The sequence below is a fragment of the Pseudoduganella violacea genome, assembly GCF_014191875.1.
Taxonomy (GTDB): Bacteria; Pseudomonadota; Gammaproteobacteria; order Burkholderiales; family Burkholderiaceae_D; genus Rugamonas; species Rugamonas violacea_A.
The window spans coordinates 26414-40250 of sequence record NZ_JACHXD010000026.1 but is presented as its reverse complement, the minus strand read 5'-3'; the positions used below and the strand labels follow the sequence as shown (position 1 = coordinate 40250).

Sequence of the window (13837 nt, the reverse complement as noted above, 5' to 3'; positions counted from 1 at the left end):
AAATTCTACCTTGAAACAAGGGTTTGCGACAAGTTTTGCGCAGTTTTCCCATGCGTGGATGCAATTATTTACTTTCAAGAAATGAAATTTCCTTAGATGTAAGTAAATTGTAAAAAGGCAAGCGGAGATGGCGAAATGTCTATATCATTGCGGCTGCGCGTTTCATCGAAGTTTCTCTCACCAACTATCAAGCACGCACCTACTACCTATCTATGTCCATCGCACTCGCCACCACTCTGGTTGCCGCAACGCTGATGCCCCGCTGCTCCTGGGACCGCCCGGGACGGAATCCTTATCGGGGCACGCCAGCAGCGGCCATGTCCCGCTATCCGGATATTCCGGAACCGCAGCGCCGCATCCTCGCCGAACGCATCGCGCGCGGCCAGATGGACGAGATGGTCGACATCAGCCGCGACGCCATCCAAGGCAAGGGCAAGCGCGGCTACGAGAGCGAAATCCGCGACATGCACTTCGCCGCCCGCACCGTCTGCGGCGAAGTCACGCGCGGCAAATGGGCGCCGGAGCGCCTGGAGCCGGCCGCCATCTATTGCGAAGGCGAGCACTGCATTATCGTGCCGAAGATCTGCAATAACATCAGCCGCATCACGCGCAAGCCGCTGGCCGCCGTCCCGCTGGCGCAGAAGAAAAAGCTGCCCAAGCTGGTCACGCCGGGCGATCCCGGCCTGGACGAGGATGTGCGCGACGAGGCGCGCGAGATCGAAGCCGACGTCACCGACGCCCTGGCCGCGCTACTGGACGAAACGCCGGTCAACGGCGGCAATTACCAGCCCGGCCGCCACGCCGAACCGGGCGACCTGATCGGCTTCATCGAAGGCGACGACCCGGATCGCGATTTCTTCAACAACAACAGCCATGGCAAGCCGATCACCCCGATCGAACCGGCCGTGCCGGTGCCGGAACCATCGTCCTGGCTGATGCTGCTGGGCGGCCTCGGCCTGCTGGGCGCCTGGCGCCTGCGCCGCCAGGGCTGATCTCCCCCGCCGCCCTGCCCCGGCCTCGTTTATAATCTCGCTATTGCGGGCGCGCCGCGTGAAGCCGCGCGCCCTTCCGCCAATATTGAGCAAACCCGAGATTACAAGCGAAATGACCATATCCATCAAGAGCCCCGAGGACATCGAAGGCATGCGCATCGCCGGCCGCCTTGGCAGCGAAGTGCTCGACTACATCACCCCCTTCGTCAAACCCGGTGTCACCACGGGCGAACTGGACCGCCTGTGCCATGAGTACATGGTCAATGTGCAAGGCACCATCCCCGCCCCGCTGAACTACTGCCCGCCCGGCTACACGCCGTATCCGAAAGCCATCTGCACCTCGGTCAACGACGTGATCTGCCACGGCATCCCGGGCGACAAGGTGCTCAAGAACGGCGACGTGGTCAACCTCGACATCACCGTCATCAAGGATGGCTACCACGGCGACAACAGCCGCATGTTCTTCATCGGCGAGCCGTCGATCCTGGCGCGCCGCCTGTCCGACATCACCTACGAGTGCATGTGGCTGGGCATCGCCAAGGTCAAGCCGGGCGCCCACCTGGGCGATATCGGCCACGCCATCCAGGTGCACGCGGAAAAAGCCGGCTATAGCGTGGTGCGCGAATTCTGCGGCCACGGCATCGGCAAGGTCTTCCACGAGGAGCCGCAAGTGCTGCACTACGGCCGTCCCGGCACGCTGGAGGAACTGGTGCCGGGCATGATCTTCACCATCGAGCCGATGATCAACGCCGGCCGCCGCGAAATCCGCGAAATGGGCGACGGCTGGACCATCAAGACCAAGGACCGCAGCCTGTCGGCGCAGTGGGAACACACCGTGCTCGTGACCGAAACCGGCTACGAGGTGCTGACCCTGTCCGCCGGCAGCCCGCCGCCGCCCGCCTTCATCCTGGACGCGCAGGCCGCTGCAGCCTGAAAACAATGCCGCATGCCGCGATGCAGAATGATCTGCGGGACCAGCTCAAGGCCCGCCTCAAGGCCGACCGCCTGCAGGTGGTCGCCACCTTCCAGGCCGACGGCAAGCCGGAAAAGCTGCTGCGCAGCCTGCGCCAGAGCGTGGACGCGGTGCTCGCCACGGCCTGGGAAGCGGCCGGCCTGCCGGCGCGCACCGCCCTGGTCGGCGTGGGCGGCTACGGCCGCGGCGAACTGTTCCCCCATTCCGACGTCGATGTCCTGATCCTGCTGCACCAGGCGCCGGACGACGCCACGCGGCGCCGCCTGGAGTCGCTGGTGCAGCTGCTGTGGGACCTTGGCTTGGAAGTGGGCCACAGCATCCGCACCGTGGACGAATGCCTGAGCGAATCGAAAGCCGACATCACGGTGCAAACCAGCCTGCTCGAAGCGCGCCTGGTGACCGGCGAGCGCGCCCTGTTCGAAGAGCTGCAGCAGCGCTACGACGCGGCCATGGACGCGCAAGCCTTCTTCAACGCCAAGATGCTGGAAATGCGCCAGCGCCACGCCAAGTACGAGGACACGCCCTTCGCGCTGGAGCCGAACTGCAAGGAAAGCCCGGGCGGCCTGCGCGACCTGCAGGTGATCCTGTGGCTGGCCAAGGCCGCCGGCCTGGCCAATTCCTGGCGCACCCTGGCCACGCGCGGCCTGATCACCCAGACCGAAGCGCGCCAACTGATGGAAAAGGAGCGCGCCTTCAAGGATATCCGCGTGCGCCTGCACCTGCACGCCGGCCGGCGCGAAGACCGCCTGGTGTTCGACGTGCAGACCGCCATCGCCGAAACCCTGGGCCTGCAGGCCACCGGCAGCGGCCCGCATATGCGGCGCGCCAGCGAATACCTGATGCAGCGCTATTACTGGGCGGCCAAGGCCGTGACCCAGCTGAACACCATCCTGCTGCAGAATATCGAGGCCCAGCTGTTCCCGCAGAACGGCGAGACCCACCCCATCAACGCCCGCTTCGCCGAGGTGGACGGCTTCATCGACATCGTCGATGACGACACCTTCGAGAAGACGCCTTCGGCCATGCTCGAAGTATTCGTGCTGATGACGGAACGCCCCGCCATCAAGGGCATGACGGCGCGCACCATGCGCGCCCTGTGGCACGAGCGCTTCAAGATCGACGCCGACTTCCGCAACGATGCGGTCAACCGCGCCTACTTCCTGCGCATCCTGCAGGCGCCGGTCGGCATCATCCACGCGTTGCGGCGCATGAACGAGCTGTCCATCCTGGGCCGCTACCTGCCCAACTTCCGCAAGATCGTGGGCCAGATGCAGCACGACCTGTTCCACGTCTACACGGTGGACCAGCACATCCTGATGGTGGTGCGCAATATGCGCCGCTTCACGATGACCGAGCACGCCCACGAATACCCCTTCTGCAGCCAGCTGATGGCGAATTTCCCGCAGCACTGGCTGCTGTACGTGGCGGCCCTGTTCCACGACATCGCCAAGGGGCGCGGCGGCGACCACTCCAAGCTGGGGCGGGTCGATGCGCTGCAGTTCTGCCAGGACCATGGCATGGGCAAGGACGAAACCGAGCTGGTGGTGTTCCTGGTCGAGCAGCACCTGACCATGTCCCAGGTGGCGCAGAAACAGGATTTGTCCGACCCCGACGTGATCGCCGCCTTCGCCCGCCTGGTGCGCGACGAGCGCCACCTGACCGCGCTCTACCTGCTGACAGTGGCCGATATCCGCGGCACCAGCCCGAAGGTGTGGAATGCCTGGAAGGCCAAGCTGCTGGAAGACCTGTACCGCATGACCTTGCGCGTGCTCGGCGGCGAGCCGCCGTCGGCCGACCGCGAACTGAAAAACCGCCAGCAGGAAGCGCTGGCCACGCTGCGCCTGTATGGCTTGCCGCCCGACGCGCACGAAGCGCTGTGGCAGCAGCTGGACGTGGCCTACTTCCTGCGCCACGACGCCTCCGACATCGCCTGGCAGACGCGCGCCCTGTACGACCGCCTGAACAGCGGCCAGCCGGTGGTCAAATGCCGCCTGGCGCCGATCGGCGAAGGCTTGCAGGTGGCGGTCTACATTCCCGACCAGCCCGACCTGTTCGCGCGCATCTGCGGCTATTTCGACCGCAAGAATTTCAGCATCCTCGATGCGAAAATCCACACCACGCGCCACGGCTACGCGCTCGACACCTTCCTCGTCACGGAACAGAACTTCGCCAAGAGCTACCGCGACATCATCAGCCTGATCGAGCATGAGCTGTGCGCGCTGCTGGAAGCGGCCGGGCCGCTGTCGGCGCCGGGCAAGGGACGGCTGTCGCGCCTGTCGCGCACCTTCCCGCTGCAGCCCAGCGTGGACTTGCGGCCGGACGAGCGCGGCCAGTATTATCTGCTCTCGGTCACCGCCAACGACCGTCCCGGCCTGCTGTACTCCATCGCCACGGTGCTGAGCCGCTACAAGATCAACCTGCATACGGCCAAGATCATGACCCTGGGCGAACGGGTGGAAGACGTCTTCCTCGTCGACGGCGCCGCCCTGGCCAATGCCCGCCTCCAGCTGCAGCTGGAAACCGATTTACTGGAAGCTTTGAAAATCTGATGTCTGAAGAATTATTACGCCTGTCCAAACGCATGTCCGAACTGGGCCTGTGCTCCCGCCGCGAAGCCGATGAATGGATCGCCAAAGGCTGGGTGCGGGTCGATGGCAAAGTGGTGTCCGAACTGGGTACCAAGGTCTACCCGAGCCAGCGCATCACCGTCGAGCGCCAGGCCGCGGCCGAGCAATCGAAACGCGTGACCATCCTGATCAACAAGCCGGTCGGCTACGTCAGCGGCCAGGCCGAGGACGGCTATACCCCGGCCGTGGCCCTGATCAAGCCGGAAAACCGCTGGGCCGACGATCCCTCGCCCGAGCAATTCCACCCGACCCAGTTGCGCAGCCTGGTGCCGGCCGGCCGCCTCGACATCGACTCGGTCGGCCTGCTGGTCTTGACCCAGGATGGGCGCATCGCCAAGCACCTGATTGGCCACGATACCGAGATCGACAAGGAATACCTGGTGCGCGTGCAGTACAGCAAGCCCGGCAAACTGCCCGACGCCGACCTCAAAAAGCTCAACCATGGCCTCTGGATGGATGGCAAGCCGCTGCTGCCGGCCAAGGTACGCTGGCAGAACGACGACCAGCTCAGCTTCACGCTGCGCGAGGGCCGCAAGCGCCAGATCCGCCGCATGTGCGAGATGGTGGGACTGAAGGTGATCGGCTTGAAACGCGTGCGCATCGGCAAGGTCAAGCTGGGCGACCTACCCCAGGGCCAGTGGCGTTACTTGCATCCCGATGAACGTTTTTGATGGCAAAAACGCACCAAACTAGCGTAATTTACAACGTTTCTCTGTTTTTTATCGGCGACAAGGCGGATTTTCTTGCTGTTTGGCAAGCCAAGCCCGCCGGAAGCCTGTAAGATTAAAGCGGTGCCCTGCTGGAGGGCGCAAACCCTATCTGATGCAAAGTTAGCCGTCGTGAACGATCCAATGCCAAACGATTTCCGCAAGGGACCACCCCGTCTCGCCGATGCGGTGGAGCCGATTGCCGCCGGCTCCAAGCCGCACGAGATGGTCGAACCGGAAGATATCGCCGATGCCCTGGCGATTCTGGCCGAGAATGGCGACGCCATTTCGATTTATCCCTCGTCCAGCACCGAGGTGGTGATGGCGCGCCTTGCCTCAGTGGACCGGGAACGCTACCGTTTCGTCATCCAGCTCAACGAAGGCACGTATCTGCCGCCCGGCGACGCCACTTTCGTCACTTGGCTGCGCAGCGCCAAGCTGCAATTCAAGCTGCACGACCCGCACTGGAATAGCCTGGCCGAACAGCCGACCTTGATTCCGGCCGAATTTCCGGACAAGTGTCTGGTGCTCAACCGGCGCGCCGCCGCGCGGCTGGAAACCCCGCTCGGCACTTACCATACGGCGTCCTTCGTCCTGAACGGCAAGCCGTATGAAATGCAACTCTATGATTTTTCCGCCGGCGGCATCGGCATGCGCTGCGCCCCGCGCGACGCGGTCGGCCTGCATGTCGGACGCAAGCTGCAAAGGGTCAGGCTGGAAATGGGGCCGCAGCGCGTCATCATCTGCGACCTGGAAATCCGCCTGTCGCGCCACTACCGTTCCTTCCTGCTCGGCGAGCAGGTGCAGATCGGCTGCCAATTCACCAATGTGGCGCCGCACCTGCGCGCGGAAATCGACCAGGTGCTGGAACAGCTGAACGGCAACCGCCGCCGCTGAGCCGCACCTTTTCCCGTCTTGCCGGACTCAGGCCGCCAGCGGCAGCCTGACCGTGGCCAGCAAGCCCGGGCCGCGGCCGGTCGAATCGAGGCGGATCTCGCCGCCATGCTGCGCCACCGCCGCCTTCACGATGGCCAGTCCCAGACCGCTGCCGCTCTGGGTCTGGTTCGGATCGCGGTAGAAGCGGTCGAAGACGCGCTCCTGCAGCGCGCTGGCAATGCCCGGCCCCTGGTCCGCCACGCTCAGGATCGCTTCCGGCCCGCAGCGCCGCACCCGCACCTTCACCATGCCGCCCTGCGGGCTGTATTTGATGGCGTTTTCCACCAGATTGTCGATCAGCGACACCAGGGTTTCGCGCTGGCCGCGGATCGGCACGCCGTCCTCGGCCGCCAGCTCCACTTCCACGCCGCGCAGGTGGGCCAGGCCCGAGAGCGCCGCCAGGCGGTCCTGCAGCAGTTCGTCCAGCGCCACCGTCTCCACCGCGCCATGGGCCGCCGCGTCGCTGCGCATCAGCATCAGCAGCTGGCTCACCAGGCGCGTGGCGCGCGAACCGCTGTTCAGGATGCCGCTCAGCAGCTGGCGCGTGCGGGTGTCGGTGGTCTGGCTTTGCAGCGCCTCGACATTGATATTCATGGCCGCCAGCGGGGTGCGCAGCTCATGCGCCGCGTCGGCGATGAAGACGCGCTCGCGGATCGCGCTGTCGCTGACGCGCCGCATCAGATTATTGATGCTCTCGACCATGAACGTCAGCTCGCGGTGGCGCGCCTTGAACGAGAGCGGCGCCAAGTCCTGCGGCCCGCGCGAAGCCACCTCGCGCGCCACCTGGTTCCAGGGGCGCAGCGCCATGCGGATCGAGATCCAGGCCGGCAGCAGCAGCACCGGAATGCTGATCAGCAGCGGCAGCAGATAGAAGCCGCGCGAATTGAAGGTGAAGAAAATCTGCCCGGCGTCGGCCGGCACCAGCACCGTCATGCGCGTGCCGCTGGGCGCGACGGCGCGCGTGCGGGCGCGCCAGCGGCGGCCATCCTTGTACAGGGTTTCGATCTCCTCCACCTGCTTGGGCAGCAGGCCGCTGGGCGTGTTCGGGCTGCGGTAGATTTCGCGGCCATGGCCGGTGACGATGATGCGCGGCGCGAAAGTATCCTCATGCAGATCGCTGTAATTGTCGCGCAGCGCCCCGTCCAGCTTGGCCAGCGAGGCGCGCTGCTTTTCCGGCAAGCCTTCCAGGCTGTCCGTCACCTCGACGAAGCTGTCGTAGATGCTGTTCATGCCGATCAGGGTCAGGTCGTTGCCGCTCTCATTGATGACGAAAGCGACGCCCAGGCTCCACAATAGTGTCAGCAAGGCCATTTGGGCCAGCAGCAGACGCTTGATCAAGCTCGGTTCAATCAGATAGCGCCACCAGTGCCGGAGCTTCTGCCAGCCCATCATTTGGCATTGCCGCCCACGGGCGCCTGCTGGTCGATCACATAGCCGACGCCGCGCACGGTGCGCACATAGCCCTCGCCGATCTTGCGGCGCAGATTGGCCATATGCACGTCGAGGGAATTGCTGGCATTGGCCTGGGCGCCGGGCAAGGCCTGCTCTTCCAGGCTGCGGCGCGTAACCACGCGGTCGACGCGCATCATCAAGGTTTTCAGCAGCACGTATTCGCTGGCTGTCAGATCAAGCGGGCGGCCGTGCACGGCAGCGCGCCGGGTCGGCGTGTGCAGGCTCAGGCCACGCAACTCCAGCGTGGCGCCGTCGAAGCCATAACTGCGCCGGGCCAGGGCGCGCACGCGCGACAACAGCTCGGCCAGTTCGAAAGGCTTGACCAGGTAATCGTCGGCGCCCGAATCGAGGCCGCGCAGGCGGTCGGGCAAGGTGTCGCGTGCGCTCAGGATCAGCACCGGCAAGTCCTGGCGCTCGCGGCGCAGACGGTTCAGCAGGGTCAGGCCATCGCCGTCGGGCAAGCCCAGGTCGAGCAGAATCAAGTCGCAGCTCTCGCTGGCCAGCTGGTAACTGGCGTCCTCCAGGCGGCGCACCCAGACCACTTCCATGCCCTGGTCGGCCAGCGCGATGCGCACGCCGTTGCCCAAGTCCAAATCGTCTTCAATCAGCAGGATTTTCATACATGATATTTTAACCAGGGTAAGCTAAAGAAAGCATAAAGAAGGGCCTTCATGCAATCTTAAGGAAAAGCTTAGTTTGCCTTCATGGAACGTAAAGATAATCCGTCCAGCCGGTTTCCTCATCCAATAAAAGCGAAACCGCCCCTTAACTTGACCTGGACAAAAATATGACATCACGGATTTACCTGAAGCGCGGCGCCGCCGTTCTCCTCACCCTGCCCGCCCTCCTGGCGCCATCGGCGCAAGCCGAAGAGGCCAAGCCCGGCAATGTACTGACGCTGGGCGGCGGCGTCGCGGTCGGGCCACGCTACTCCGGTTCCGACGAAAATCAGGTCGGCCCCGTATTGGGCATTGATTATGCTATGGCCAATGGCTTTTATGCCAGCACCCTGCGCGGTCTTGGCTACGGCCGCAGTTTCGACAAGCTGAACCTGAACGCCGGCATCGGTGTGCGCGGCGAGCGCAAGGAGAAAGACACGCAGAAATTCGGCGGCAGCAGCGGCTCGCCCAAGCTGCGCGGCATGGGCGACATCAAGGCCAGCGCCACCGCCCTGTTCGGCGCCAGCTACGCCATCGCCGAAGGCTTCGAAATCAGCACCCGCCTCGAACTGCCCATCTCCCACCGCGAAAACGGCAAGACCCTGAACATCGGCGCCAGCGGCGTGCTCTACAACCAAGGCCGCGACACCGTCACCCTCAGCGCCAGCACCAGCTTCGGCGACGCCAAGTACAACCAGACCTATTACGGCGTCAGCGCTGTGCAAGCCGCCCACTCCGGCTACCGCGCATACAAGCCAAAATCTGGCCTGTATGAAGCAGAAATTGGCGTGAGCTGGGAGCGCAAGCTCGGAAAAAACTGGGGCGTCACCACCATGCTTGGCGCCACCACCCTGCTGGGCGACGCCAAGAACAGCCCCATCGTCTTCCGCAAGACCAGCCCCACCGGCGCCGTCTACGCCAGCTACAGCTACTAAACCCGCGCCGTTTGATCTTCCTCAACAAATGTCCCACCCTGGTGTCAGGCACCAGAGGTGGACATTCTTTGATCTAGCGCAAAAAATGTCCTACCCCAGTGCCTCGGCGGCCCCGCCTGACACCAGGGTGGGACATTGTTTGATTTGGCGCAAACGCTGGTTTAGAGCATGGCGAGCGGGGTGGCGCGGTGCGGTGGGGGGAAGGCTTGGTCGATGGCGGCTAGCTCGTCGGGACTGAGCTGGAGGTCGTGGGCGGCACGGTTGGCGCGCACATGGGCCGGAGACGCGGCTTTGGGGATGGCGATGACACCATCTTGCCGCAGCACCCAGGCCAGGGCGATCTGGGCCGGGGTGGCGCCATGGGCCATCGCCAGTTTTTGCAGCAGGGGATGGTCGAACAAGTGCTGTTGTTCGCTGCGCGCCGATTCGAGCGGACTGTATGCCATCACGGCAATATTGTGCTGCCGGCACCAGGGCAGCAAGTTCCATTCGATGCCGCGCCGGCGCACATTGTAGAGCACCTGGTTGGCCGCCACGGCGGCGCCATCCGGCAACGTCAGCGCTTCTTCCATATCGGCGCGGTCGAAATTGCTGACGCCGAAGGCACGGATTTTGCCGGACTTGTGCAGGACAGCGAAGGCTTCCAGCGTTTCATCGAGCGGCACGTCGCCGCGCCAGTGCAAGAGGTAGAGGTCGAGATAATCGGTGCGCAAACGGCGCAGGCTGCGTTCGCAGGCCTGCACCAAACCGGTGCGCGTGGCGTTGTGGGGATAGGCCTTGCTGACGAGATAAGCCTGCTCGCGCCGGCCGGCCACCGCTTCGGCCACCACGTCCTCGGCGCCGCCATCGGCATACATTTCGGCGGTGTCGATCAGGCTCATGCCGAGGTCCAGGCCCAGTTGCAGGGCCCGCACCTCTTCGGCTTTGCGGGCAGCCGATTCGCCCATATTCCACGTGCCCTGCCCCAGCACCGGTACGCTGTGTCCCGAAGCCAGGCGCAGGGTGCGCATCTTACGCCTCGCAGCGGCGGGCCGAATTGGCCGACCAGCGGTACAGGCCCGAGACCACCGCGGCGCCGACCGCCAGCGCGATCAGCATGGTGGTCGATTCGCCCATGCTATTGGCGATGGCCAGCGGCTCGCCCTTGCCCGAGAGCACGATCAAGCCGGCCAGCGCCACATTGAACAGGCTTTCGCCGACGATGAAGCCGGACATGATCAGTACGCCCAGGCGGGACGCGGCTTCGCCGTAGCTCTTGCCATGCACGGCCTTCTCGAAGAAGTAACCGGCCACGGCGCCCACCACCACCGGCGCGGTCACGGCGCTCGGCAGGTAGATCGCCAGGCCCACGCCCAGCGGCGGCAGGCTGAGACGGTCTTTGCTCGACGCTTTCAACAGGTAATTGATGGCTACCAGGACCAGGCCCAGCAAGGCGCCATAGCCCACCAGATGCCATGGCAGGTCGCCGCCGATCACGCCCTTGGCCAGGGTCGAGATCAGGGTTGCTTGCGGCGCGGCCAGGGGCTGGTCGGAAATCGCATTGGCGTTCGGCGCGCCGGCAAAGCCGTTGGCGTGATTCAGCAGTTCCAGCACCGGCGGCACCACGCAGGAACCGGCGAACACGCCGATGATCAGGGCCAGCTGCTGTTTCCACGGCGTGGCGCCGACCAGCTGGCCGGTTTTCAGATCCTGCAGATTATCATTGCCGATCACGGCCACGGCCAGCACCACGGTGGTGACGAACAGGGCGTAGGCGATCAGCGCCTGGCTGGTTTCCGGTCCCATCACATGGCGGCCGACGAAGCCGACGGTGGCCGCCGCGCCCAGAATGGTCAGGATGGCCAGGCCGGACACCGGCGAGTTGGAGGAGCCGATCAGGCCCGCCATATAGCCGCACACGGCGGCGGCCAGCATGCCGGCGATCAGGATGTAGCCGACGCCCACCGCCACCAGCGGCAGCGACAGCTCGGACAGCGGGCCGCCCTGCAGGAAGCTGGCCAGCAGCCAGCCGGCCGGCACCATGGACAGCAGCGTCACCAGGCCGACCAGGAAAATCGGCAGGTCGCGGTCTTCGCGCGGGATGTCCGCGCCGCCGCTCTTGGCATGCGCCGATGCCGCCAGCGCCGATTGCAGGCCGCCCACCACCGGCTTGACCAGGGTGGCCAAGGTCACAATAGCGGCCGCGCCGATGGTGCCGGCGCCGATCATGCGCACCTGGGTGCGCCAGATGGTGGTGGCGTGGTCGGCCACCGACGCATCGGGCATCGGGTTCCAGCTGGTCAGCAGCGGCACCAGCACGCCCCAGGCGATTGCCAGGCCGACCGCCATGGCGATGCCGACGGTGATGCCCATCAGGTGGCCGGCGCCGACCAGGGCCAGGGAACTCGATGCGCCCAGGCCGGTGGCGCCGCCGCCGAATTTGACGAAATGCGCCACTTCGCCGGCGATCAGGCGCGCCGCGGCGAGGAAGGCGAACAGGCCCGAAGCGACCGCGCCCCAGATCACGGCCCACAGGCCGGCCTTGCCTTCTTTCGCGCCGGCGCGCGAGGCGGTCCCGACTTTCAGTACTTCAGCCGCGGCCACGCCTTCCGGATAGGGCAGGTTCGATTGCGACACCAGCGCGCGGCGCAGCGGCATGGTGTACATCACGCCCAGCACGCCGCCCACGGCGCAGGCGCCGAAGGTGGGCCAGAACGGGATCTGGGTCCACCAGCCGATCATCAGCAGGCCAGGCAGCACGAAGATCACCGAAGCCAGCGTGCCGGCGGCCGAGGCGATGGTTTGCACGATATTGTTTTCCTGGATGGTGGCGTCCTTGAAGGCGCTCAGCAAGGCCATCGAAATGACGGCGGCAGGAATCGAAGTGGCGAAGGTCAGACCCACTTTCAGGCCGAGATAGACCTGGGCGGCGGTGAAGATCAGCGTGATCAAAATCCCGAGGACGATGCCGCGGATGCTGAACTCCAGTGGGTTGGACGGCGTGGTTTTATTCATCCCTGTTACTCTCCGGTTTCCAAGTAGTTCTGGTGGTTGTTATATACTGGGCAATCTTGTTGCACCGGATATTACGCCACTTTTCCCCCGCCGCCAATTAATTGTATCGTCTATTAATCCTCTATTAATCGTCGGAATTTGGATCGAGGTCGGGGAACATCACCGAGGTGTAGCCGAAGCGCGAAAAGTCGCGGATGCGGCTGGGATAAAGGATGCCGAGCAGGTGGTCGACCTCGTGCTGCACCACGCGCGCATGGAAACCGTCCACTTCGCGCAACAGCTTATTGCCGTATTGGTCGTAGCCTTCGTAGCGCAGCCGCGTGTAGCGCGGCACGCTGCCGCGCAGGCCGGGCACGGACAGGCAGCCTTCGAAGCCCTCTTCCTGCTCGTCGCCGAGCGGCGTCAGGACGGGATTGATCAGCACCGTCTCCGGCACCTGGGGCGCGTCGGGATAGCGTTGATTGGATTTGAAGCCGAAGATCACCAGTTGCAGGCTGACGCCGATCTGCGGCGCGGCCAGGCCGGCGCCGTCGGCGGCGTGCATGGTGTCGAACATATCGGCGATCAGGCCATGCAGGGCCGGGGTATTGAATTCACGGATGGGATCGGCCACGCGCGATAAAAGCGGGTCGCCCATCTTCAGAATTTCGCGTACCGTCATTGACCACCCTCCAGCTGACTGTGGATCTCGTTCAGATAAGCGCGGAAGGCCTTGCCGGTCTCCTCGTGCTTGAGGCCCATGGCCAGGGTCGCTTTCAGATAACCGAGCTTGGAACCGCAATCATAGCGCTGTCCTTCATAACGGTAGGCCAAAACGCGTTCGGCCTGCATCAGCGCAGCGATGCCGTCGGTGAGCTGGATTTCGCCGCCGGTGCCGGCGCCCAGCGTTTCCAGGTAGTCGAACACGCGCGCGGTCAGCACATAGCGGCCGACCACGGCCAGCGTGGACGGCGCCACTTCCGGGTGCGGTTTCTCGACGATGGCCGAGACCAGGTCGATATTCGGGCGATAGGCTTCGGCGCTGACGATGCCGTACTGGCGCGTATCGGCGCGCGGCACTTCCTGCACGGCCAGCAGGCTGGCGCGTTCGTAGGTATAGGTTTCCGTCATCTGCGCCAGCACCGGTTTGACGCCGGGCGCGGTGTCCATGAAGTCGTCGGCCAGCAGCACGGCAAACGGTTCGCGGCCGATGATGGGACGGGCGCACAGCACCGCATGACCGAGGCCCAGCGGCTCGGACTGGCGGATATAGATGCAGTTGACGTGGCGCGGAATCACATTGCGCACCACTTCCAGCAAGGCTTGCTTGCCCGCCGCTTCCAGTTCGGATTCCAGCTCATAAGCCTTGTCGAAATGGTCTTCGATGGCGCGCTTGTTGCGGCCGGTGATGAAGATCAGGTCCGTGATGCCGGCCGCCACCGCCTCCTCCACCGCGTATTGGATCAGCGGCTTGTCGACGATAGGCAGCATTTCCTTCGGCTGCGCCTTGGTGGCGGGAAGGAAGCGGCTGCCAAGACCGGCAACAGGGAAGACAGCTTTTCGAATTTGGCTCAAAGTTTTCT

General features: G+C 64.5%; 12 protein-coding genes. 6 read left to right on the top strand and 6 right to left on the bottom strand.

What is annotated here, in order from left to right; all coding sequences use genetic code 11:
* The first annotated feature begins 212 nt into the window (after positions 1 to 212).
* The 5 genes from FHS03_RS26600 (at position 213) to FHS03_RS26580 (ending at position 6196) form a co-directional block, all read left to right on the top strand.
* A complete protein-coding gene (locus FHS03_RS26600) occupies positions 213 to 992 on the top strand; it encodes an MHFG family PEP-CTERM protein (RefSeq protein ID WP_183443928.1) in 780 nt (259 codons plus the stop codon).
* Between the two features lie 100 nt (positions 993 to 1092).
* Positions 1093 to 1926, top strand: a complete 834-nt coding sequence (gene map / locus FHS03_RS26595; RefSeq protein ID WP_371871780.1) for a type I methionyl aminopeptidase — start codon at positions 1093 to 1095, stop codon at positions 1924 to 1926.
* A 20-nt stretch (positions 1927 to 1946) separates the two neighbouring features.
* Positions 1947 to 4514 (top strand): [protein-PII] uridylyltransferase, encoded by a 2568-nt coding sequence (locus FHS03_RS26590; protein WP_183443926.1) that lies wholly within the window; start codon positions 1947 to 1949, stop codon positions 4512 to 4514.
* The gene (locus FHS03_RS26585) at positions 4514 to 5263 is read left to right on the top strand and encodes a pseudouridine synthase (RefSeq protein ID WP_183443925.1); all 750 of its coding nucleotides are present in this window, start codon (positions 4514 to 4516) and stop codon (positions 5261 to 5263) included. Before FHS03_RS26590 ends, FHS03_RS26585 begins: the two co-directional genes overlap by 1 nt.
* Positions 5264 to 5443: 180 nt before the next feature.
* On the top strand, positions 5444 to 6196 hold the full coding sequence (locus FHS03_RS26580) for a flagellar brake protein (RefSeq protein ID WP_307729575.1): 753 nt from the start codon (positions 5444 to 5446) through the stop codon (positions 6194 to 6196).
* A gap of 27 nt (positions 6197 to 6223) precedes the next feature.
* Here the strand turns inward: FHS03_RS26580 and FHS03_RS26575 are convergent, their stop codons facing one another.
* Entirely contained in the window at positions 6224 to 7627 is a 1404-nt protein-coding gene (locus tag FHS03_RS26575; protein ID WP_229426459.1) for an ATP-binding protein, read from the bottom strand.
* Positions 7624 to 8307: a response regulator gene (locus tag FHS03_RS26570; RefSeq protein WP_183443924.1), complete on the bottom strand. Its 684-nt coding sequence runs from the start codon at positions 8305 to 8307 to the stop codon at positions 7624 to 7626. Before FHS03_RS26570 ends, FHS03_RS26575 begins: the two co-directional genes overlap by 4 nt.
* A 167-nt stretch (positions 8308 to 8474) precedes the next feature.
* Here FHS03_RS26570 and FHS03_RS26565 point away from each other — a divergent pair, with 167 nt between their 5' ends.
* Positions 8475 to 9281: a MipA/OmpV family protein gene (locus tag FHS03_RS26565; RefSeq protein ID WP_183443923.1), complete on the top strand. Its 807-nt coding sequence runs from the start codon at positions 8475 to 8477 to the stop codon at positions 9279 to 9281.
* Positions 9282 to 9442: 161 nt separating this feature from the next.
* On the opposite strand, the gene FHS03_RS26560 is transcribed toward FHS03_RS26565, so the two are convergent.
* From FHS03_RS26560 to galU, 4 genes are all read right to left on the bottom strand, one after another.
* Complete coding sequence (locus FHS03_RS26560) at positions 9443 to 10291, bottom strand: aldo/keto reductase (RefSeq protein WP_183443922.1); 849 nt, start codon at positions 10289 to 10291, stop codon at positions 9443 to 9445.
* Between the two features lies 1 nt (position 10292).
* On the bottom strand, positions 10293 to 12275 hold the full coding sequence (locus FHS03_RS26555; protein ID WP_183443921.1) for an OPT family oligopeptide transporter: 1983 nt from the start codon (positions 12273 to 12275) through the stop codon (positions 10293 to 10295).
* A gap of 124 nt (positions 12276 to 12399) precedes the next feature.
* Entirely contained in the window at positions 12400 to 12936 is a 537-nt protein-coding gene (gene def, locus FHS03_RS26550) for a peptide deformylase (RefSeq protein WP_183443920.1), read from the bottom strand.
* Positions 12933 to 13829 (bottom strand): UTP--glucose-1-phosphate uridylyltransferase GalU, encoded by an 897-nt coding sequence (galU, locus tag FHS03_RS26545; RefSeq protein ID WP_183443919.1) that lies wholly within the window; start codon positions 13827 to 13829, stop codon positions 12933 to 12935. Before galU ends, def begins: the two co-directional genes overlap by 4 nt.
* Positions 13830 to 13837: the final 8 nt, after the last annotated feature.